This is a genomic window from Arthrobacter sp. NPDC057259, assembly GCF_042668995.1.
Taxonomy (GTDB): Bacteria; Actinomycetota; Actinomycetes; order Actinomycetales; family Micrococcaceae; genus Arthrobacter.
On the sequence record NZ_JBHUYA010000002.1, the window covers coordinates 245,297 to 264,756 of the forward strand.

The window sequence follows — 19,460 nt, forward strand, 5'->3', positions numbered from 1 at the left end:
TTTGGGGGCCACTCTAGGCACGGGGCGGGGGCCGCGCCAGAGCCGGAGGGGCCCTCCATGCGGGCCTTCGAGAGCTTCCGGCGGGTTTCGGGCGGGCCTCCGGCGGGTCCGACGACGTGCGTCCCATCCCGCCCGCCCGCGGATCATCGTGGCGCGGCATGCCGCCGGGTGTTTTACTAAGGCCATGACTGACGCCACGCTGCACGCCAACGAACCGCACGACGAGAGCATTGCCGCCAGGCTGAACTGGTTGCGGGCCGGCGTCCTCGGCGCGAATGACGGCATTGTTTCCGTCGCCGCGACCGTGGTGGGCGTGGCAGGTGTAACGAACGATGTCACCCCCATCCTGGTGGCCGGCGCGGCCGCCGTCGTTGGTGGCGCGGTATCTATGGCTCTTGGGGAATATGTCTCCGTCAGCAGCCAGAGCGACAGCCAGCGAGCCTTGATCGAGAAGGAGCGCCGCGAATTGGCGGAGGATCCCGAGGGCGAACTGGCGGAGCTCGCCGCGATCTACCAGGCGAAGGGACTCTCGGCGGCTACGGCCCAGACGGTGGCACGGGAATTGACCGACCATGACGTGCTGGGTGCGCACCTTGAGGCCGAGCTGAAGATCGACGAGCACGAGGTGGTCAGCGCCTGGCACGCCGCCATGGCCTCGGCCATCGCCTTCACCGTTGGCGCGATCCTGCCGTTCCTGACCATCATCCTGACCCCCGCGGAGGTGCGCATCCCGCTGACCTTCGTCGCCGTCGTCATTGCACTGGCCATCACGGGCACCATCAGCGCCAGGATCGGCGGCAGCTCCAAGCGGAAGGCCACCCTGCGCCTGGTGATCGGCGGTGCGCTGGCCATGGCGTTCACCTACGCCGTGGGCCTGCTGCTCGGCACCACCGGCATCGCGTAAAGCCCCTGCCGGAGGTCAATGACAGCGGCGGCGTCGCCCTGAGGCGTTCCCTCGGGTGGGTCAGCGGGAGAGGACGATGCTGGCGGACACCGCCGCGGCGAGCAGGAGGACCGCACCGGCGGCCGTGCGGAGCAGGGCGGCGGACGGGGCGTCGGTGCCGCGCCGCAGGACCCGGGCCCGGACAATGACGCAGCCCGCGATCAGCACCGTTGCCGCCGCGGCGGCCGCGGCGGCAATTCCGAGGCCCAGCGCGTAGCCGCCGGGTCCGCCCTGTTCGGGGATGTGTTCCTGGCCGTGTTCCAACCCAAGGTGAGTGAGCCAGGAGCGCCAGATGAAGAAGTCCGCCACTAGGAGCGCCAGCAGGGTCCGCCGCCAGGCCAGTGAGGTCCGCTCCGGCTGGAGGCCGGGGTCCCGGCCCGGGACCGTTCCGCCGTCGGCCGCGGCGCTCATCGGCCCAGCAGAATCAGGACTGCGAAGACGACGGCGGCCGCGGCGATGACTCCGGTCATCGCCACCAGCAGCCAGGCATGTGGGAGTTCGCGGTTGTTCCGCATGGCTTGTTCCTGCAGGGCCCAGCGGCGGTAGGCCTCGACGGCCAGCAGGGCGCCAATGACCGAGAGCACCAGGCACAGCACCACCCGCACAGGCTGGGGTGCGATCTGCGGCGTGAGCTGGTCGATGGCGATGGCCCCCGCGAGGATGGCCATCGCGGTGCGGATCCAGGCCAGGAAGGTACGTTCGTTGGCCAGGGAGAACCGGTAGTCGGGCATCTGCCCCTCCCGACGCCAGCCGGGTTCGCGGGACAGGATCTTCTTCACGGGACTCCCTTCCCCGGCCTGAGGGCCGGCGGCGGCCCGGGTGGCCACCGGATCTAGGCTAGCCCGGACATGGCAATGGCGGGGGAGCCGACCAGGTCAGCACCCCCGCCATTGCCGGGTTACGCGGTACTTAGACGCGCGAGGATCGTCCACGGACGAAGTGGAAGATCAGGACGATGACGGCGACGACGAGCAGCAGGTGGATGAACCCGCCGCCGATGCTGCCGAGCAGGCCGAGCAGCCAGAGAACGGCCAGGATGATCGCGATCCAAAGCAACATGATGACTCCTTGATGACTCTTTGGGTGAAGATATGGATGGTTCTTGGTGAGTCCCGGCCCGGGGGCCGCTTCAGAGGAAATAGTAAGGGTGCTTGCGATCTTTTGCCAAGCGGCGCGCCGATGATGCGTCTGGCATGGATCCGCAGGTCAGGTGGGTCAGCCCGTGCGGCCGCCGGTGGTCAGGATCCTCCTTCTAGAACTGAGTGGTTCCCCGTAGCTGTCGGGGCCGGCCATCCGGGTCGACGATGAGCCGGTAGAGCGGGTCCGCCCAGAGCCGCTGCAGCCGGGTCACGGTCTCGACGGTGTGGCGGCGCACCTGGCCCGCGGGTCGGGGCCCCGTGCGGCCGCCGTCGTGCCAGTGCTGCAGGGCGGCGGCCGTCCCATTCCAGAGGTCTCCGCAGGAATCGGCGTCGTCCATCCGGGGGTCGGCCGGGTCCAGGCCCAGGTGCTCGGCCCAGAGTTCGTGCCGGAGCTGCCGGGCCAGAGCCGGGGCCACGACGGCGCAGGTCAATTCGCTGTCCGTGGTCCAGGACCGGAGGTTGAAGTTGTCCGAGCCGCACGTGAACCAGGTGTCGTCGATGATGCAGACCTTGGCGTGGACGTACACCGGGGTTCCGGCGGCGTTTTCCAGGTCGAACACGGACACCCGGTCCGGGGCGGCCCGGTGCAGCCGGTGCAGGGCCTTCAGCTGGCCAAGCCGGCGCGGCGGACCGCCCAGGGTGCCGTCGGAGTCGGGATAGCGCGGCACGACGGCGATCACCCGAAGGTCGGGATTGCGTTCCAGGGCCTCGGCGATCCCGTCCGCCACCTCGAGGGACCACAGATACTGGTCCTCGATGTAGATCAGCGACCTCGCTCGGCCGAACGCCTTCGCGTAGGCGCGGGCGATGCTGCGTTCGCCGTCGGGCGCAAACGGGAAAGGCGGCCGCTTTACCCCGTAGGTGCGCAGCAACTGGACCGCGTGGCCCCCCGCCGGTGGGGGCGGCGGGGCTGTCTCCGGAAGCGGTTCTGGATGCCGCGGCATCCGGGCCAGGCGCTGCAGCAGCATCCGGTAGGGGGTCTTGCGGTCCAGGGGGTGGGGATCGTTCCAGCGTTCGGCGAAGACGGCCAACACGTCCGCCACGACGGGACCGCGCAGCTCCAGGGCGGCGTCATGCCACGGCGGGCGGTCACCATAGCGCGGGTCCATCTCGACGGCCTGCGGATCCCCGGCGTGGCCGGCATCGTCCCTGCGGCTGTGCGACAGGTCCAGGCCGCCGACGAACGCCACGTCCCGGGCCGGATCATCCCGGCGACGGATCACCACCAGTTTCTGGTGGTGGGAGCCAAACATCCTCACCCGCTGGTCGAGCAGGACTTCGCCGCCGGCGTCATTGATCTCACGGCCCAGCAGTTCGTTGGAGCGGCCGCTGATCGGTGCGGAGATGCGCTCACCGTGGGAGCGCCACACCAGGCCGCGGACCTCGACGCCGGAGCGCGCCAGGGATGCCAGCAGGTCGCCGATGGTGGGGCCGTCGGGCACCAGGCGTTCGTCGGCGTCGCCGCGCCAGTCCGTGAACCAGACGCGGTCGCCGGCGGTCAGTGAGGACAGTTCCTCGTGCAGGCGGGCGAAGTAGGTGGCCCCGTGCACTAGGGGCCGGACCAGGTTCCCCTCCGACCAGGCGGGACCTCCGTTCCGGCCGTCCTGGACTTCGCTGGCGGGGTTTCCCCGCTCCGGGCCGCTGAGGAACCATGCACCGGCGTCGCTGTCCATCCAGACCTTCTTTCGGCTGTCGGGGCGGGAGGTAGCCTGCCGCCTGCCTCCAAAGGTAGCCGCTGGCGCGCCCGGACGGGTTCGTCCTGCCTTTGCCCGGGCGGTGTGTGGATCCGTGCCTGAGGTCCGGGGGGCGGGGCCAGGCCGTAGGATGTGGCCGTGAAGCCGCTGATTCGACCCGCCCTTGAGGCCGACTTCGAGGCCATCGAGCGGATTGAAAACTCCGCTGACCACCTCCTGACCGACTGGCTGAAGGTCGGCCCCTGGGATCCGGCGCCGATTGGCGCGGAGCGGGCGGCCGAACCGGGATTCCTCCTCATCGCGGAATCCCCGGAGGGCGGCGCCTCCGGATTCGTTCATGTCATCGAACGGGACGGTGCTGCGCACCTTGAGCAGGTGTCCGTCCTTCCGGAGCATGGCCGTCGTGGAGTGGGCACCGCCCTGGTGCTTGCCGCGAAAAACGAGGCGGCGGCCAGGGGCTACCTCGAGCTGACGCTGCGGACCTTCGTTGACGTGCCGTGGAATGCACCGTTCTATGCCCGGCTCGGGTTTGTCCCGTCGGTGCCCACGACGTCGCTCCAGCGACTGCTCCTTGAGACGGAAGGGCGCCTGGGCCTGGAAGGCTACGAGGCCCGGCAGCAGATGACGGCTAGTCTCGAAGCACACCGCCCCTGATACCGCCGGAGGAACCCGCACCCATGACCGCCGACAGTCCCACCATCCTCGCCACGTCCGGCGGCCTGCGCCCCGGCACCCGGACCCGTTTCGAGTTCAACAAACTGGTGCATCACGCCGTCGAACTGTCGGGGGTCTCCGGGCGGGCGCCGCGGATCAGCCATGTCGGCACGGCCAGCGGCGACCAGCGCTGGTTCAACCACGAACTCAGCGAGGCCAGCAGGGTAGCCAAGTTCGACCTCAGCCACCTGAACCTGTTCACCATGCCGAACGTCGGGAACATCGAGGAGTACCTGCTAGGCCAGGACGTCGTTTGGGTCAACGGCGGCTCGGTGGTCAATCTCCTGGCGGTCTGGCGCGCACACGGCCTGGACGGCATCTTCCGCCGCGTCTGGGAGGCCGGCGTCGTCCTCGCCGGGGTCTCCGCCGGCTCCATCTGCTGGTTCAAGGGAGGCACCACCGACTCGTTCGGCCCGGAACTCCGGGCCGTGGACAACGGGCTGGCACTGTTGCCGTACGACAATGGCGTCCACTATGACTCCGAGGCCGCGCGCCGTCCAACGGTGCACAGGCTGGTGGCGGACGGCACGCTGGGGGAGACGCACTGTACCGACGACGGCGTGGGCCTGGTCTACCGCGGCACCGACCTCGCCGACGTGGTCACCGAAGCCCCAGGCAAGGCGGCCTATCGGGTCCGGCTCGAGCGGCCCGGAACACCCGACGCCACCGTGGTCGAGGAGAAGCTGGAGCCGACGGCCCTCTAGCTCCGCTGTGTCCTACCCCTTGGTGAGTCGGTAACGCTCGATCTGCTTCAGGCGGCGCAGCAGGCTGTCCCGGCGGGGGTGCGGCACTGTATCGGCGGGCTCGGCCGTGAGGTCGATGTGAGCGTGGCCGTACTCCCAGAGCAGCAGGTCATCGAGCAGCCGATCCGGCCCGGGCGAGTAGCGGTGGTCCAGGGCCTTGCGGACCTCGGTGATGCGGGCAGCGCTCAGCAGCCCCGCTAGTTCCACGGTCTGGTTCAGCCCGTGGGCCGCCATCAGTTCCGCGGCCCAGCCCCAGTCGTCGTCGACCTTCCGGTCAACGTGCGGCAGCAGGGTCCGCCAGACGTCGCGGATCCGGTTCGGCGTCAGCTGCGCGGCGCCCTCGCCCTCCATGTCCCAGTAGCTGCGGACCTCCTCGTAGCGTTCGTGCAGGTCCGCGAACGCGCTTTCCACGGTCTCGAGCATCGCGGCGGTCGCGGTGAACTGCCGGTCGAACTGCGGGGTCCAGGCGCGCGGGTCCTCGGCCTTGAAGCGGATGTCGTGCTCGATCTCGCTCCAGGCGTGGGCGAAGACCGTCCGGATCTGGCATTCGAAGAAGTAGCTCCCGTTGGGCTGGGCCTCCGGGTTGAAGACCTGCTGGTACTCCTTGACCGCCTCATTCTGGATGCTGCGCAGGATCAGGTGCCGGCTGGAGTACCCGTAGGTCCCCGACTCGATCGAGCCGATGTCCTTTTCCCGGTCACCGCGGCAATCAAAGAGCTGCCGCTGCCGCTTGATCAGGTTGGCAACGACGGCATTCTCTGCCGGAAGCTTGGTGATCACCCGGATTCCCACCATGTCATTGAGCGTCCGGAACGGGTCCGGAAACTTCAGCACCGGCGGCGCCCCGGGTTCCACGGATTCCTCCACCCGGGAGATCTTCTCGCGGAAGGATTCCACCGTCTTGGTCCGTCCGGTGACGAACAGCGGGGTCACCTCGGTGCCCTTCAACATGGTCCGCAGCGTCAGCAGCACGTCCCGGGTCACGAGTTTCAGGGCAGGGCGGACCCGCTCGTAGAGCTCCACGTTTTCCTGCACCGATTCGCGCAGTGCGGGGTCCAGACGGTCCCAGTTGCTTGCCATGCGCCCCAGCATACGGTGCGGCACCGACAGCGTGCCCGGACCCCGCCGCCCTCCGGTTCCCCGCGGAGACGTCCGCCCGGGCCTCCGCCGTCCGGCCTCGGGCCCACGGTAGGCTCTGGGCATGGCTGATCTGCGGCGTCGGGTGTTGCTCGGTGCCGCGGCTACGGCGGCTCTGGGGGCCGCCGCCGTGGCATGCTCACCCGGCCCCCGGGAGGACACCGTGAAGCGGCAGAAGTATCACTACGGGGACGACCCCAGCCAGTGGGCCGAGTTGTTCCTGCCCGGCGGCACCGAAACCAGGGGCGTGGCGGTGGTCATTCACGGCGGCTACTGGCGTTCCCAGTACGGGGCCGAACTGGGCGAGCCGCTGGCCAAGGACCTCGCGAGCCACGGCATGGCCGCCTGGAACCTCGAGTACCGACGGGCCGGCAACGGCGGCGGCTGGCCGCAGACCTTCGCGGACGTCCTGAACGGCATCGACAAGCTCCGGGATGCCGCCGGCGAGCACGGCCTGGGCCTGGACCGCGTGGTGGCGCTGGGCCACTCGGCGGGCGGCCACCTGGCCGTCTGGGCCGCGGGGCGGAGCCGGCTGGGCGCGCTGGGACTTCCGGACGCGGACCGGCAACTGCAACGCAACGACGACGGCGCCGCGGTGCACCTGACGGGCGTGGTGAGCCAGTCCGGGCTGCTGAACCTGGCCGAGGCGGACCGGCTGGACCTCAGCAACGGGGCCGTCAGCAACTTCCTGGGCGGCTCTTCGGAAAGATACCCCAAACGGCATAAGTATGCGGACCCCATGACCGCTGTGCCCTTGGACGTGCCCGTCGTCGCGCTCCACACCACGGAGGATGACACCGTCCCGATCAGCCAGTCCGAGAGCTATGCCGCCGCCGGCCGGGCCGCCGGAGCCGCGGTTCAGCTGGTCAAGGTCCCCGGCGACCACTTCGCCCTCATCGATACGAAGGCGCCGGCCTACCGGAAGTCGCGGGAACTGGTCCAGCAGCTGCTCGCCTGAGCCGGCGGCCGGAGCGGCCATCGGTGAGCCGGGCCCATCGCCTAGACTGGAGTCAGGTGCGCCGGGAAGTCTGGTCGGCATGATTTCGTCGAACCCACCGTGAGGACTTCCCAGATGAGCCAGACACCCACGACCCCTTCCCCGCAGCCGCCGGGCCCGGGGACGCCGGGACCGAAGCAGCCCGCCTCCCGTCCCGCCCTGTTCAGCCGCGGCAGCTACGCCGAATCACTGCGCATCGGCGAAATCCTTCGCAAGGAAACCGTCGGCGGCGCGCTGCTGGTGGCCGCCGCCGTTGTCGCCTTGATCTGGGCGAACTCCCCGGCGTCGGGGAGCTACTTCGCGCTCCGTGACCTTACCATCGGCTACGAACCCTGGCATCTGAACCTGAGCCTCGGCGCCTGGGCAGCGGACGGCCTGCTGGCGATCTTCTTTTTCCTGGTGGGGCTCGAACTCAAGCGCGAGTTCATTGCCGGCGACCTCCGGCAATTGAACAAGTCGATCGTCCCGGTGGCGGCCGCTGCCGGCGGTGTCCTGGTGCCGGCGGTGCTGTACGTGCTGGTGAACCTGGGCAACGCCGAGACGCTCCGGGGCTGGGCCATTCCCACCGCAACGGACATCGCGTTCGCCGTTGCCGTCCTGGCCATCATCGGCTCGCACCTGCCCAGTGCCCTGCGGATCTTCCTGCTCACCCTCGCGGTGGTGGATGACCTGATCGCCATCACCATCATCGCGGTGTTCTATTCCGGGGAATTGCACGTGCTGCCCCTGCTGCTGGCGCTCGTGCCGCTGGGCCTCTACACGTTCCTGGCCCACCGGTACCGGCGATTCTTCGGCCTGAAGGCTCCCGCCGCCTGGCTGATCCTGCTGCCCCTGGGTGTCATCACCTGGGCCCTGGTCCACGCCTCCGGAATCCATGCCACGGTGGCCGGCGTGCTGTTGGGCTTTGCCATCCCGGTGATCCGTTCGCGGGCCAGCGGCGGACCCGAGGCCGGGCCCGGCCTCTCGGAGATCTTCGAACACCGCTTCCGGCCCATCTCGGCCGGCGTGGCCGTCCCGGTCTTCGCGTTCTTCTCCGCCGGGGTGGCGGTCGGCGGCTGGGAGGGCCTGGGCTCGGCGCTGACCGATCCGGTGGCTCTGGGCATCATCGTGGCGCTGGTCCTCGGGAAGCCGATCGGCATCCTGGCGACCACGTGGCTGCTGACCAAACTGACCCGCGCCCGGCTGGACGGCTCGCTGCGCTGGATCGATATCACCGGGGTGTCCATCCTCGCCGGCATCGGGTTCACCGTCTCGCTGCTGGTGGCAGAGCTGAGCTTCGGCCAAGGCAGCCCCCACGACGACCACGCGAAGGTGGGCATCCTGGCGGCCTCATTCATCGCGGCCCTGCTCGCCGGCGCGGTGCTCACCACCCGGAACCGGCAGTACCGGATCGCGGAGGAAGAGGAGCGCCGGGACTCGGACCAGGACGGCATCCCGGACGTCTACCAGCGGGACGCGGCGGGTTCCTAACGACGACGGCGGGTTCCTGACGACGGCGGCGGCCGGGACGGGGCGCGACGGCGGCCCCGCCTTGCGGTCGTTTAGCGCCGGTGGTCCGTGCCGCGCATCCGCAGGGCTACCACCACGCCGGACGCCGCGGTGAGGGCGGCCACCACCATGATCGTCGACGGAATCCCGTAGGCGTCGGCCAGGATGCCGGACAACAGTGCGCCCACGGCGAAGCCGCCGTCGCGCCAGAGCCGGTAGACGCCCACGGACCGTGCCCGCCAGCCCGGATGGGCGACGTCGCCGATCGCTGCCAGCAGCGTGGGGTAGACCATGGCCGTCCCGACGCCCATCAGCACGGCGGCGGCCAGCCAGACGCCGAACCCGTGGCCCGCCGCGACCATCACCAGGCCCACCGCCTGCACGCCCATCCCGCCGGCGATCAGCCACTTTCGGCCGAAACGGTCGGACGCCGCCCCGGTGACCAGCTGCACCGCGCCCCAGACCGCCGGGTACACGGCGGCCAGGATCCCCACCTGCTCCAGCGGCAGGCCGGCGCCGGTGAACAGCACCGGAAACAGTCCCCAGGCGAGGCCGTCGTTGAGGTTGTTCACCATGCCGGCCTGGCTCACGGCGGACAGGGAGCGGTCCCGGAAGCTGGTGAGCGTGAAGACCTCGCGGCTGCTGAGTCCGCCCGAACCCGCCCTGGAGTCCGCCGTCGCAGCCGGCTGGCTCTCCGCCACGGAACCGGAGCGTGATGCCGCCTCGGCCTTGGCGTGGTGGTGCGTTTCGCGGACGGTGAGGATGGACAGGCCCAGACCCACGGCAATGAATGCGGCGCCCAGTAGGAACGGGGCCGGCCGCAGGCCGTAGGTCGCCGCGAGATAGCCGGTGAAGAGTGCGGTGCCGGCGACACCCAGGTAGCCTGCCGCCTCGTTGAAGCCCATGGCCAGGCCCCGGCGGTGCGGTCCCACCAGATCCATTTTCATCACCACGGTGGTGGACCAGGTCAGGCCTTGGCTCACGCCCAACACCACGTTGGCGGCAACGATCCAGGACCAGCTGGACCCGAAGATCAGCAGCAGCGGCACCGGGAGGGCGATCAGCCAGCCGGCCACCAGCACCGGCTTGCGCCCGAACCGGTCCGACAGTGTTCCGGCGGCGTAGTTGGTGGCCGCCTTGGCCAGCCCGAAGGCCAGAATGTACGTCAGGGCGGAGCTGTAGGAGTCAAGGTGGAACACGTCGCCGGCCAGCAGCGGCAGCACGGTGCGTTCCTGGCCCAGGGTTCCTCCCACCAGGGCGTTGACCGCCACCAGCAGCAGGAACTGCGGGAGGTTGCTGCGCAGGCCAAGGATGACGGCGGAACCGACGGCATCGCGGCGCGCGGCATGGCTGGGGGCGGAAGTCGACATGCCTCAATGATATACCCCGGGGGGTATTGTACGAAAGTCGCCCGGGAGCGGCGCCGTGCAGGATTCTCTGGCAGAGTATGACCATGCTCACAGTCATTGGCGAGGCCTTGGTAGATGTCGTCCAGCGGTCCTCCGGCACCCGGGCCCACGTCGGCGGCAGCCCCTTGAACGTCGCCATCGGTTTGGCCCGGCTGGACCACCCTGTCCAGTTCATCGGCCGCTACGGACGGGACGAGTACGGCGACGCGGTGGCGGCCCACCTGAAATCCGGCTCCGTGCTGCTGCCTCTCGGCCCCGATGACCTGCCCACCTCGGTGGCGACGGCACTGATCGACGACGCCGGGGCGGCCAGCTACACCTTCGACCTCGCCTGGCAGCTGCCGAACCTGACCGAGCGGCTGCCGCTCATGCTGCAGGCCACCACTCTGCTGCACACCGGTTCCATCGCCACCATGCTGGCGCCCGGCGCCGCCGCCGTGTTTGCCGCCGTCGAACGCGCCCATCCCTCCGCCACCATCGGCTTCGACCCCAACTGCCGCCCCAGCATCATCACCGACGCCGACTATGCCCGGCACCAGGCCGAAAAGTTCGTCGCCCTCGCAGACGTCGTCAAGGCCTCGGACGAGGACCTCGAATGGCTCTACCCCGGCGTGGATCCGCTGGATTCGGCGCGGCGCTGGCTCACGCTGGGCGGCTCCGAGGGTCCCGCGCTGGTGGTGGTCACCCGCGGCGCGGACGGCCCCTGGGGCGTCAACGCCGACGGCGAAGCGCAGGCCCCGGCGCCGCGGGTCAAGGTGGCGGACACCGTGGGGGCGGGGGACTCCTTCATGGCGGCGCTGCTGTCCGGCATCGTGGACCGCGGCCTGGACGGTGCGCAGAACCGCGGCGAGCTGCGCTCCCTTTCCGCCGGCAGCCTGCGCGAGCTCCTGGTGCACGCCGCGGCGGCCGCCGCCGTCACCGTCTCCCGGGCCGGCGCCAACCCGCCCGGCCGCGCGGAACTCTCCGCAATGGAACTTGGTAGCGTGAACACCAGCACGGCCCCGTAAGCTCCCGACCTCCGCGTTAGACCTGAAAGGCAGCCATGACCTCCCACGACCCGTATGCCCCGCTCCCGGACGTTCCCGCCTTCGACCTCCGCAGTGAATCCTTCGCCGACGGGGAAACCCTCCCGCCGCCGCAGCGCAGCGGACTCATGGGCGCCGGCGGCAAGGACGAATCCCCGCAGCTGAGCTGGAGCGGCGCCCCGGAAGGCACCAAGAGCTACGCCGTCACCGTCTACGACCCGGACGCGCCGACTGCCAGCGGCTTCTGGCACTGGGCCGTCCTGAACATCCCCGGGGACGTCACCTCGCTGCCGGCCGGCGCGGGCTCCAAGGACGGCGCGCACCTGCCCCAGGGTGCCCTGCAGCTGAAGAACGACGCCGGATTCGCTGGCTTCGTGGGGGCAGCGCCGCCCAAGGGCCACGGTCCCCACCGCTATCTCGTTGTGGTGCACGCCGTCGACGTCGAACACCTCGACGTCGACGCGGACGGCAGCCCCGCCTTCCTTGGCTTTAACCTCTTCAGCCACAGCATCGGACGGGCCCGGCTGACCGGCATCTACGAACAGCACTGAGACTTTCCGAACAGCACTGAAGCGTCGGCGCCCCGGGCCACCGCCCGGGGCGCCGACGTAGACTGGCAGCATGCGGCTGGTAGCGAGCGATATCGACGGAACGATCCTGGGACACGACGGCAGGATCAGCGAACGGACCGTCCGCGCCTTCCACGCCTGCCGCGACGCTGGCGTTGAGCTGGTGTTCGTCACCGGCCGGCCGCCGCGCTGGCTGCACCCCCTCCGGGACCAGCTGGGCCACACCGGAACCGTGATCTGCTCCAACGGGGCCGTGGTCTGGGACCTGGAATCCGACCGGGTCATCTCCTCCCGCGCCTTGGCCCTCGAATCAGTCTTCGAGGCCCGGCGGATCATCCAGGGCATCCGGCCGGACGCGCTGTTCGCCGCCGAAACCCTCGACGGCTTCCACCTGGAGCCGCACTTCCTGGGCGGCAACTCGGCCGGCCTGCTCGACGAGGTCACCCCGGCCCCGCTGCACGAGACGCTCCGTCCTGGCGATTCCGTGGTGAAGCTGATGGCGATCATCCGGGAAGGCACCGCCGACGAGTTCCTCGCGGACGTCTCGCCCGCCGTCGCCCACCTGGCCGCCGCCACTCACTCCGCCCCCAACATGGCCCTCCTGGAGCTCTCCCTCCCGGGCGTGAACAAGGCCGTGACCCTCGCCGAATATGCCCGCGCCCTGGGCCTCGGCGCCGAGGACGTGGTGGCTTTCGGGGACATGCCGAACGACATCGAGATGCTGCGCTGGGCCGGCCACGGCTACGCCATGGCCAGCGGCCACCCCGACGCCATCCGCGCCGCCGCGCACACGGCCCCGCACTTCGACGACGACGGCGTGGCCCAGATCCTGGAGGCACGGCTCGCCGACCTTGGTGTCCGCCAGCCCTGACGCTCCGCCTTCTGTCCTGACCCGCCGCGCCGCGCTGACCCGCCGCGCCGCGCTGACCCGCCGTCGCGCCGCCCGCCCCGCCGTCGCGCCGCCCGCGCCGCGGACATGTGATTCCCAGCTGGCGGCCAACTGCCGTTCACCTTGGCCTCCTACGCTCAAATCACTGAACGGATCGGATGACTGAGGGCGGGCAATCATGGCCAGGAACGTGAAGCGACACATTGACGACCAGCCGCTGCGGCGCGTCACCCCGGACGCCCACTGGCGGAGCCTGCGCCAGGGCGACCGGGTCCGGGTGCGGCTGTCCCCGGGCTACGAGGCGGCCGGATTCGTGGACGCGCTCACCGTGGACCACACCACGGTCTGGGTGGACCTCGACGGCGGCGGACGCACCCTGCTGCACTGCAGCGACGGCGTCGAAATCCTGCCCCACGGCTAGGACCGCGGCTTCGGTACGCTGACCGGATGAGCGCAGAGCACCCCTTCCTCGCCCGCGACGGCGCCCCCGACGCCCCTGTGGCCATCGCCCACCGGGGGTTCTCGCCGGAGGGTGCGGAAAACTCGATGGCCGCGTTCCGCGCCGCCGTCGGCCTCGGCTACCGGTACCTGGAAACCGACGTCCACACCACCGCCGACGGCGTGCTGCTCCTCTTCCACGACGAGACCCTGGACCGGGTCACCGACGGGGCCGGACGGGTGTCCGAACTCTCCGCCGAGACGGTAGCCCGGGCCCGGATCGCCGGCACCGAACCCATCCCGGAGCTCGCCGAACTGGTCGCCGAACTCCCCGACGTCCGGCTGAACCTGGACGTCAAGGACTGGAACTCTGTGGAAACCCTCGCAGCCGCGATCGAACGGCACGGGCTGCACGACCGGGTGCTGGTGGCCAGTTTCTCCGACCGCAGGCGCCGCGCGGTCCTCCGCCGCCTGAGCCGGCCGGCCGCTAGCTCCGCCGGCATGGCCTCCAACGCGCTGTTCGTGCTGCTGGGTCCGCTACTCCCGGCGCCGGTGCTGCGGCGCGTGACGGCGCGGGCCCTGCGCGGGGTCCACGCCCTGCAGGTCCCGGTCCGGTTCGGTGCGGTCCCGGTGGTGACGGCGGGCTTCGTCCGGCGCGCCCACCTCCATGGCCTGCATGTCCACGTCTGGACCATTAATGAGGAGGCGGAGATGCACCGGCTCCTGGACCTCGGAGTCGACGGCATCGTCACGGACCGGGCGGACCTGCTCAAGGCCGTGCTCCAAGACCGCGGCCAGTGGCGGGACTGACGGCACGTCCCTGGCTGTCTGCCCCGGCTGGCAGGATGGACCCATGCGCATCCTGATTGCCCCGGACAAGTTCAAAGGCAGCCTCACCGCGGCCGAAGCCGCCGCCGCCATGGCCGAGGGGGCCCTCCGGGTCTACCCCGAGGCCTCCGTGCTGCAGCTGCCCGTCGCCGACGGCGGCGAGGGGACGCTGGAGGCCGCAGTTGCCGCGGGCTACGAGGAGCGGCTGAACGCCGTCGTCGGGCCCATCCTGGCGCCGATCGGCGCGGCCTGGGCGCTCAGGAAGGACGCCTTCGGCGGGGCCACCGCCGTGATCGAGACCGCCCAGGCCTCCGGGCTCGCCCACATGGAACCCACGCCGGAAAACGCCCTGCGTGCCCACAGCTACGGCTCCGGGCAGTTGATCGCCGCCGCCCTCGACGCCGGCGCCACCGAGATCATCCTCGGCGTGGGCGGGTCCGCGATGACCGACGCCGGGAGCGGCGCCCTGCGCGCCCTGGGCCTCAAGCCGCTGGATGCCAACGGCAACGTAGTGCCCCTCGGCGGCGGCTCGCTGGCTGACGTCGTGGCCGTCGACGTCAGCGGACTGGACCCCCGGCTGTCGGCCGTGACGCTGCGCATCGCCGTCGACGTGCAGAACCCGCTGTACGGCTCCGACGGCGCCGCGCACGTCTTCGGTCCGCAGAAGGGCGCTGACGAGGACGCCGTCGAACGGCTCGACGCTGGCCTGCGGAACTGGGCCTCCGTGCTCCGGCAGGCCACCGGCCGGGACGTCAACGTCCCCGGCGCCGGCGCGGCCGGGGGCTTCCCCGCGTCGTTCCTGGCCTTCAGCAACGCGGCCCTGGAGAGCGGTTTCCAGCTCGTGGCGGGCCTCACCGGCCTCGCCGACAAGCTGCGCGGCGCAGACCTGGTGATCACGGGGGAGGGGTCCCTCGACGAGCAGTCGCTGACCGGCAAGGCCCCCGTGGCGCTGGCCGACGCCGCGCACGCCCTCGGCATCCCGGTGATCATGGTCGCCGGCCGGATCCTGGTCACCCCGGAAGACCTGGAACGGCGCGGCGTGGTTGCGGCGGCGCAGCTTGTGGACACGGCCCCTTCGCCCGAGGAGGCGCAGGCGAAGGCGGCCAAGTACCTCGCCTGGACCACCAGCCAGGTGCTCGAGGGCGCCTAAGTGGCGGTGAAGACTCTGGTTTAGCGGCTCCCCGCTGAATAAGATTGCTTCATTGGGGGCCGTGACCCCCTGCCAGGGCCACGCGCATACCGGTGGCCGTGACAGGAGATCCGCATGTCCATGAAGCGCAGCACCGCCCGCCGCCCCAAGCTCCGCGAACGGCGGCTCGAGGTCGAACACATCAATGTCGTGGACCGGCGCGTGATGCGCAAGGCCCTCGGCGGAACCATCGTCGGCAACACCATGGAATGGTACGACGTCGGCGTGTTCGGCTACCTGATCACCACCATGGGCCCGGTCTTCCTGCCCGAGGCGGACAAGACCGTCCAAAACCTGTTCCTGCTGGGAACCTTCGGCGCCACCTTCGTGGCCCGGCCGCTCGGCGGGGTCTTCTTTGGCTGGCTCGGCGACAAGATCGGCCGTCAGCGGGTGCTCGCCATGACGCTGATCATCATGGCCGCGTCCACCTTCGTGGTGGGCCTGCTGCCCGGGTACGCCACCCTCGGCATCTGGGCTGCAGTGCTGCTGGTCGCCACCAAGCTGATCCAGGGGTTTTCCACCGGCGGCGAATATGCCGGTGCCACCACGTTCGTCAGCGAGCACGCCCCGGACGCCCGGCGCGGTTTCTTCGCCAGCTTCCTGGACCTGGGTAGCTACATGGGCTTCGCCATCGGCGCCGCACTGGTCACGCTGCTGCAGGTCACCCTCGGCGAGGACACCATGCAGGCCTGGGGCTGGAGGCTCCCGTTCCTGATCGCCGGCCCGCTGGGCCTGATTGCCATCTACTTCCGGATGAAGATCGAGGAATCCCCGGCATTCCAGGCCAGCCTCGATGCGCAGACCGGCGGAGCGGAAGGCGAATCTGCGGACGCCAAGGGCCCGGTAGCCATCTTCGCCTCGCACTGGCGCGGAATCCTGTTGGCGATGATCCTGGTGGCCGCGGCCAACACCGTGGGTTACGCGCTCACCTCCTACATGCCCACGTACCTGACCTCGAACAAGGGCTACGACGAACTGCACGGCACCCTGCTCACTATCCCCATCCTGGTCCTGATGTCCGCCGCGATCCCGCTGACGGGCAAGCTTTCGGACCGGATCGGCCGCCGTCCGGTGCTCTGGATCGGCTCGCTGGGCACCGTGGTCCTGGCCCTCCCGGCCTTCCTGCTGATCGGTATCGGCGCCATCTGGTCCACGCTGCTGGGGCTGGCGTTGATCGCCTTCCCGCTGACCTTCTACGTGGCCAACCTCGCCTCCACGCTTCCGGCGCTGTTCCCGACGGAAAGCCGCTACGGCGCCATGGGTATCGCCTACAACTTCGCCGTCGCCATCTTCGGCGGCACAGCGCCGTTCATCATCGCCTCCCTCATCGCCGGCACGAACAACGAGATGATGCCCGCCTACTACCTCATGGCCACGTCTGCGGTGGGTGCGGTCGCCGTCTACTTCATCAAGGAAACGGCCGGCCGGCCGCTGATGGGCTCGATGCCGAGCGTTGACACGGTCGAAGAGGCCCACGAACTCGTGGCGGGGCAGGAGGATAACGAGCTGCTGGATCTCAACGAGATGCCGTTCGACGAGACCTATCATCCGGCCGAGTCAGACCATCCGGCCTCGGACCAGCGCGCGTCGGACGCGTCGGACCGGGAGGGTGACGCCGGTCGAAGGGAACACCCCGCCGGCTAGTGGTCAGCGCCATTCACGGTGCTGCGCCCCGGGGCCTTCCGCCGAAGCCGGTCCGGCACCAGGACCAGTAGCACCAGCAGGACCGCCAGGAGCGCTGCGCCGGCCACAATCCCGGCGGTCCGCCCGATCGTGACGTCGAAAACCAAAGCCGACGTCCCGACGCTGAGAAGGGCGACGGCGGCCAGGGCGGTCTTCGCGATCCGGTCCGCGCTGGAGACCAGAACCTCCTTCAGGCCCTGCCGGAACAGCCGGCGATGAGCGCTGACCGGCAAGAGAATCAGGGCCGTGGTGAGCGCAGCGAGGACCACGTTGCAGAGGTAAAGCCCGATCTCGAAGCCGTCCAGCTTCTCGAAGCGGCTCTGGAACGGCAGCGTCAGCAGGAAGCCGGCCAGGATCTGCACGCCCGTCTGCAGCACCCGGAGTTCCTGCAGCAGCTCGCCCCAGTTGCGGTCCATCTTCTCGTCAAAGGTCTCACTCCGCCCGGCCTCCCGGGACTCATCGGCGCGCGCCATCGCTGCTCCTCACCTGAGATTTCGCTCTGGTACTAAGCTTACTGACGATTTTCGGGTACGGTGGAAGAGCAGGGAAATTCTGCCAGGCTGACCGCCGGCCGCCGCTAACCAGGAGGAAGCACATGTCTGAAGACCAGCACCGCGTCGTCGAGGAAGAAGCAGGCGGCTACGGCACACCCACCGCCGAGCAGGAGATGCCCGGCGGCGACACCAAGAGCTTCGCCCAGCCGCGCGACGAAGAAGCGTTCGACGCCGCGGGCCTGAACCAGGACAGCCCGGACGGTGAGACCTTCCCGGCCGGCGCCCCGGATCTGAGCCAGTTCGGCGCGGAAGACCAGGACAGTGCAGGAGAACCCGGAGCGGGACGCTTCGGAGGAACGGAGGAGCAGATGAACGCGGAAAACGAGAGCACCGAGCAGGGCTTCGAGTCCGGCGACGAGACGGCAGCCGAGAACGGCGGCGCCGTGCCGTCGTCGGAAGCTGACATGGACTCGGCCAACACCGAGGAAGCCGAACCGGGCCGCCCGTTCTCCTCGGAGTCCGGGCAGGACGCCGCCGGCATTCCGGACGGCTCCGGCACGGACCTGCCGGAGGAGCACTCACCGAAGGATCGCGACGACGAGGACAAGGAGTCCTTCAACGCCGGCTAACCACCGGCTTCGGCAGCAGTAAACACCAAGGGCGGCGCCACTCCTTCCCGGGAGAGGGGCCGCCCTTGCCGTGTTCCAGGCCGCGGGTCCACGCTTAGCGGCGCTTCTTGGGGGCGCGCTTGGCGGCGGCGTTCACGGCGCCCCGGGCAGCGGCGGCGACTGTGCCGTCCCCGGTCTCCGGTTCGGCGACCGTTCCGCGGGCCTTCGCGATGGCCTTCATGCCGTGGTAGATCACCAGGGCGGCGGCCGAGCCGAGGGCGATGCCGGTGAACTTGAGGTCGCCAATGGTCCAGGTGTAGTCCGCGATGCCGACGATCAGGGCGACGGCGGCCGTGGTGAGGTTGACCGGGTTGGAGAAGTTGACCTTGTTCTGCACCCAGATTTTCACGCCGAGGACGCCGATCATGCCGTACAGCATGGTGGCGGCGCCGCCCAGGACACCTGCCGGGACGGTGGCGATCAGTTCGCCGAACTTCGGCGAGAAGCTGAGGATCACGGCGAAGAGGCCGGCAACCCAGTACGCCGCCGTCGAATAGACCTTGGTGGCGGCCATGACGCCGATGTTTTCGGCGTAGGTGGTTGTGCCGGAGCCGCCGCCGAGGCCGGCGAGGACCGTTGCGGCGCCGTCGGCCATCAGTGCGCGTCCGGAGACGCCGTCGAGGTTCTGCCCGGTCATGGCGGAGACGGACTTCACGTGGCCGATGTTCTCGGCCACCAGCACCAGGACCACCGGCACGAAGAGGCCGACGACGCCGAGGTGGAACTCGGGCGTCTGGAAGTGCGGCAGGCCGATCCAGGCGGCGGCGTCGACCTTGGCAAAGTTGACCTCGCCGCGGATGATCGCGACGAGGTAGCCGACGACGACCCCGACCAGGATGCTCAGCCGGCCGAGGATGCCGCGGAAGAAGACGCTGACCACGATAATGACGGCGAGCGTGATCAGGGCGGTGATGGGGGCGGCGTCGAAGTTGTTCTTGGCCGCGGGGGCGAGGTTCAGGCCGATCAGGCCGACGATGGCGCCGGTGACGATCGGGGGCATCAGGCGGTTGATCCAGCCCGCCCCGAACTTCTGCACAATCGCGCCGATGATGGCGAGGCCGATGCCGGCCATCACCACGCCGCCGAGCGCACCGGGGATGCCGAACTGCTGCTGCGAGGCCATGATCGGGGCGATGAAGGCGAAGGAGGAGCCGAGGTAGCTGGGGACGCGGCCCTTGGTGATCACCAGGAACAGCAGGGTGCCGACGCCGGAGAAGAACAGGGTGGTGGCCGGGGGCATGCCGGTGATGATCGGAACCAGGAAAGTGGCGCCGAACATGGCCACGACGTGCTGCATGCCGACGCCGATGGTCAGCGGCCACGCCAGGCGCTCGTCGGGCCGGACGACCTCGCCGGGGCGGATGGACTTGCCGTTTCCGTGGATCTTCCAGTTGGTTCCGAGCATGCTCATGG

General features: G+C 69.8%; 21 protein-coding genes. 13 read left to right on the forward strand and 8 right to left on the reverse strand.

What is annotated here, in order from left to right:
• The first annotated feature begins 184 nt into the window (after positions 1 to 184).
• Positions 185 to 904, forward strand: a complete 720-nt coding sequence (locus ACFUCU_RS04985) for a VIT family protein (protein WP_364138007.1) — start codon at positions 185 to 187, stop codon at positions 902 to 904.
• A gap of 60 nt (positions 905 to 964) precedes the next feature.
• Here ACFUCU_RS04985 and ACFUCU_RS04990 read toward each other — a convergent pair whose 3' ends face one another.
• From ACFUCU_RS04990 to ACFUCU_RS05005, 4 genes are all read right to left on the reverse strand, one after another.
• Complete coding sequence (locus ACFUCU_RS04990) at positions 965 to 1,354, reverse strand: DUF202 domain-containing protein (protein ID WP_377971077.1); 390 nt, start codon at positions 1,352 to 1,354, stop codon at positions 965 to 967.
• Entirely contained in the window at positions 1,351 to 1,722 is a 372-nt protein-coding gene (locus tag ACFUCU_RS04995) for a YidH family protein (RefSeq protein ID WP_377971079.1), read from the reverse strand. Before ACFUCU_RS04995 ends, ACFUCU_RS04990 begins: the two co-directional genes overlap by 4 nt.
• Positions 1,723 to 1,852: 130 nt before the next feature.
• A complete protein-coding gene (locus ACFUCU_RS05000; RefSeq protein WP_290257060.1) occupies positions 1,853 to 2,002 on the reverse strand; it encodes a lmo0937 family membrane protein in 150 nt (49 codons plus the stop codon).
• A gap of 193 nt (positions 2,003 to 2,195) precedes the next feature.
• Entirely contained in the window at positions 2,196 to 3,755 is a 1,560-nt protein-coding gene (locus tag ACFUCU_RS05005) for a phospholipase D-like domain-containing protein (RefSeq protein ID WP_377971080.1), read from the reverse strand.
• 159 nt (positions 3,756 to 3,914) lie between these two features.
• Here ACFUCU_RS05005 and ACFUCU_RS05010 point away from each other — a divergent pair, with 159 nt between their 5' ends.
• Together ACFUCU_RS05010 and ACFUCU_RS05015 are read left to right on the forward strand one after the other, a co-directional pair.
• A complete protein-coding gene (locus tag ACFUCU_RS05010) occupies positions 3,915 to 4,430 on the forward strand; it encodes a GNAT family N-acetyltransferase (RefSeq protein WP_377971082.1) in 516 nt (171 codons plus the stop codon).
• Positions 4,431 to 4,453: 23 nt separating this feature from the next.
• Positions 4,454 to 5,194 (forward strand): Type 1 glutamine amidotransferase-like domain-containing protein, encoded by a 741-nt coding sequence (locus tag ACFUCU_RS05015; RefSeq protein ID WP_377971084.1) that lies wholly within the window; start codon positions 4,454 to 4,456, stop codon positions 5,192 to 5,194.
• Between the two features lie 12 nt (positions 5,195 to 5,206).
• Here ACFUCU_RS05015 and ACFUCU_RS05020 read toward each other — a convergent pair whose 3' ends face one another.
• Positions 5,207 to 6,313, reverse strand: a complete 1,107-nt coding sequence (locus tag ACFUCU_RS05020; RefSeq protein WP_364137999.1) for a (p)ppGpp synthetase — start codon at positions 6,311 to 6,313, stop codon at positions 5,207 to 5,209.
• Positions 6,314 to 6,533: 220 nt separating this feature from the next.
• On the opposite strand from ACFUCU_RS05020, the gene ACFUCU_RS05025 reads away from it, so the two are divergent.
• A complete protein-coding gene (locus ACFUCU_RS05025) occupies positions 6,534 to 7,328 on the forward strand; it encodes an alpha/beta hydrolase (protein WP_364138441.1) in 795 nt (264 codons plus the stop codon).
• 114 nt (positions 7,329 to 7,442) lie between these two features.
• Positions 7,443 to 8,837 carry a Na+/H+ antiporter NhaA gene (gene nhaA / locus ACFUCU_RS05030; RefSeq protein WP_377971087.1) on the forward strand — a complete coding sequence of 465 codons (1,395 nt, stop codon included), beginning with the start codon at positions 7,443 to 7,445 and terminating at the stop codon, positions 8,835 to 8,837.
• Between the two features lie 71 nt (positions 8,838 to 8,908).
• Here nhaA and ACFUCU_RS05035 read toward each other — a convergent pair whose 3' ends face one another.
• Entirely contained in the window at positions 8,909 to 10,225 is a 1,317-nt protein-coding gene (locus ACFUCU_RS05035; RefSeq protein WP_377971089.1) for an MFS transporter, read from the reverse strand.
• A gap of 83 nt (positions 10,226 to 10,308) precedes the next feature.
• Here ACFUCU_RS05035 and ACFUCU_RS05040 point away from each other — a divergent pair, with 83 nt between their 5' ends.
• The 7 genes from ACFUCU_RS05040 to ACFUCU_RS05070 all read left to right on the forward strand — a co-directional run bounded on the left by ACFUCU_RS05040 (position 10,309) and on the right by ACFUCU_RS05070 (position 16,846).
• Positions 10,309 to 11,271, forward strand: a complete 963-nt coding sequence (locus tag ACFUCU_RS05040; RefSeq protein ID WP_377971091.1) for a carbohydrate kinase — start codon at positions 10,309 to 10,311, stop codon at positions 11,269 to 11,271.
• A gap of 35 nt (positions 11,272 to 11,306) precedes the next feature.
• Entirely contained in the window at positions 11,307 to 11,840 is a 534-nt protein-coding gene (locus ACFUCU_RS05045) for a YbhB/YbcL family Raf kinase inhibitor-like protein (protein WP_377971093.1), read from the forward strand.
• A gap of 70 nt (positions 11,841 to 11,910) precedes the next feature.
• Positions 11,911 to 12,729 (forward strand): HAD family hydrolase, encoded by an 819-nt coding sequence (locus ACFUCU_RS05050; protein ID WP_377971095.1) that lies wholly within the window; start codon positions 11,911 to 11,913, stop codon positions 12,727 to 12,729.
• Between the two features lie 196 nt (positions 12,730 to 12,925).
• On the forward strand, positions 12,926 to 13,168 hold the full coding sequence (locus ACFUCU_RS05055; RefSeq protein ID WP_377971097.1) for a hypothetical protein: 243 nt from the start codon (positions 12,926 to 12,928) through the stop codon (positions 13,166 to 13,168).
• A gap of 26 nt (positions 13,169 to 13,194) precedes the next feature.
• A complete protein-coding gene (locus ACFUCU_RS05060; RefSeq protein WP_377971099.1) occupies positions 13,195 to 13,995 on the forward strand; it encodes a glycerophosphodiester phosphodiesterase in 801 nt (266 codons plus the stop codon).
• 43 nt (positions 13,996 to 14,038) lie between these two features.
• Positions 14,039 to 15,163 carry a glycerate kinase gene (locus tag ACFUCU_RS05065; protein WP_377971101.1) on the forward strand — a complete coding sequence of 375 codons (1,125 nt, stop codon included), beginning with the start codon at positions 14,039 to 14,041 and terminating at the stop codon, positions 15,161 to 15,163.
• A 114-nt stretch (positions 15,164 to 15,277) separates the two neighbouring features.
• A complete protein-coding gene (locus ACFUCU_RS05070; RefSeq protein ID WP_377971103.1) occupies positions 15,278 to 16,846 on the forward strand; it encodes an MFS transporter in 1,569 nt (522 codons plus the stop codon).
• Here the strand turns inward: ACFUCU_RS05070 and ACFUCU_RS05075 are convergent.
• Positions 16,843 to 17,358: a DUF6328 family protein gene (locus tag ACFUCU_RS05075; protein WP_377971105.1), complete on the reverse strand. Its 516-nt coding sequence runs from the start codon at positions 17,356 to 17,358 to the stop codon at positions 16,843 to 16,845. The two genes, ACFUCU_RS05070 and ACFUCU_RS05075, sit on opposite strands and share 4 nt — an antisense overlap.
• 122 nt (positions 17,359 to 17,480) lie before the next feature.
• On the opposite strand from ACFUCU_RS05075, the gene ACFUCU_RS05080 reads away from it, so the two are divergent.
• Positions 17,481 to 18,008 carry a hypothetical protein gene (locus tag ACFUCU_RS05080; protein ID WP_364137981.1) on the forward strand — a complete coding sequence of 176 codons (528 nt, stop codon included), beginning with the start codon at positions 17,481 to 17,483 and terminating at the stop codon, positions 18,006 to 18,008.
• A 94-nt stretch (positions 18,009 to 18,102) separates the two neighbouring features.
• Here the strand turns inward: ACFUCU_RS05080 and ACFUCU_RS05085 are convergent, their stop codons facing one another.
• Positions 18,103 to 19,458 (reverse strand): uracil-xanthine permease family protein, encoded by a 1,356-nt coding sequence (locus ACFUCU_RS05085; RefSeq protein WP_377971107.1) that lies wholly within the window; start codon positions 19,456 to 19,458, stop codon positions 18,103 to 18,105.
• Positions 19,459 to 19,460 lie beyond the last annotated feature (2 nt).

Bases quoted from the DNA above. Each gene is read 5' to 3' on its own strand.
- ACFUCU_RS05015 (WP_377971084.1), top strand. From the start codon at position 4,454: ATGACCGCCGACAGTCCCACCATCCTCGCCACGTCCGGCGGCCTGCGC.
- ACFUCU_RS05070 (WP_377971103.1), top strand. From the start codon at position 15,278: ATGTCCATGAAGCGCAGCACCGCCCGCCGCCCCAAGCTCCGCGAACGG.
- ACFUCU_RS05080 (WP_364137981.1), top strand. From the start codon at position 17,481: ATGTCTGAAGACCAGCACCGCGTCGTCGAGGAAGAAGCAGGCGGCTAC.
- ACFUCU_RS05055 (WP_377971097.1), top strand. From the start codon at position 12,926: ATGGCCAGGAACGTGAAGCGACACATTGACGACCAGCCGCTGCGGCGC.
- ACFUCU_RS05035 (WP_377971089.1), bottom strand. From the start codon at position 10,225: ATGTCGACTTCCGCCCCCAGCCATGCCGCGCGCCGCGATGCCGTCGGT.
- nhaA (WP_377971087.1), top strand. From the start codon at position 7,443: ATGAGCCAGACACCCACGACCCCTTCCCCGCAGCCGCCGGGCCCGGGG.
- ACFUCU_RS04990 (WP_377971077.1), bottom strand. From the start codon at position 1,354: ATGAGCGCCGCGGCCGACGGCGGAACGGTCCCGGGCCGGGACCCCGGC.
- ACFUCU_RS04985 (WP_364138007.1), top strand. From the start codon at position 185: ATGACTGACGCCACGCTGCACGCCAACGAACCGCACGACGAGAGCATT.
- ACFUCU_RS05065 (WP_377971101.1), top strand. From the start codon at position 14,039: ATGCGCATCCTGATTGCCCCGGACAAGTTCAAAGGCAGCCTCACCGCG.
- ACFUCU_RS05045 (WP_377971093.1), top strand. From the start codon at position 11,307: ATGACCTCCCACGACCCGTATGCCCCGCTCCCGGACGTTCCCGCCTTC.
- ACFUCU_RS05040 (WP_377971091.1), top strand. From the start codon at position 10,309: ATGCTCACAGTCATTGGCGAGGCCTTGGTAGATGTCGTCCAGCGGTCC.
- ACFUCU_RS05000 (WP_290257060.1), bottom strand. From the start codon at position 2,002: ATGTTGCTTTGGATCGCGATCATCCTGGCCGTTCTCTGGCTGCTCGGC.
- ACFUCU_RS05020 (WP_364137999.1), bottom strand. From the start codon at position 6,313: ATGGCAAGCAACTGGGACCGTCTGGACCCCGCACTGCGCGAATCGGTG.
- ACFUCU_RS05085 (WP_377971107.1), bottom strand. From the start codon at position 19,458: ATGAGCATGCTCGGAACCAACTGGAAGATCCACGGAAACGGCAAGTCC.
- ACFUCU_RS05050 (WP_377971095.1), top strand. From the start codon at position 11,911: ATGCGGCTGGTAGCGAGCGATATCGACGGAACGATCCTGGGACACGAC.
- ACFUCU_RS05005 (WP_377971080.1), bottom strand. From the start codon at position 3,755: ATGGACAGCGACGCCGGTGCATGGTTCCTCAGCGGCCCGGAGCGGGGA.
- ACFUCU_RS05075 (WP_377971105.1), bottom strand. From the start codon at position 17,358: ATGGCGCGCGCCGATGAGTCCCGGGAGGCCGGGCGGAGTGAGACCTTT.
- ACFUCU_RS05060 (WP_377971099.1), top strand. From the start codon at position 13,195: ATGAGCGCAGAGCACCCCTTCCTCGCCCGCGACGGCGCCCCCGACGCC.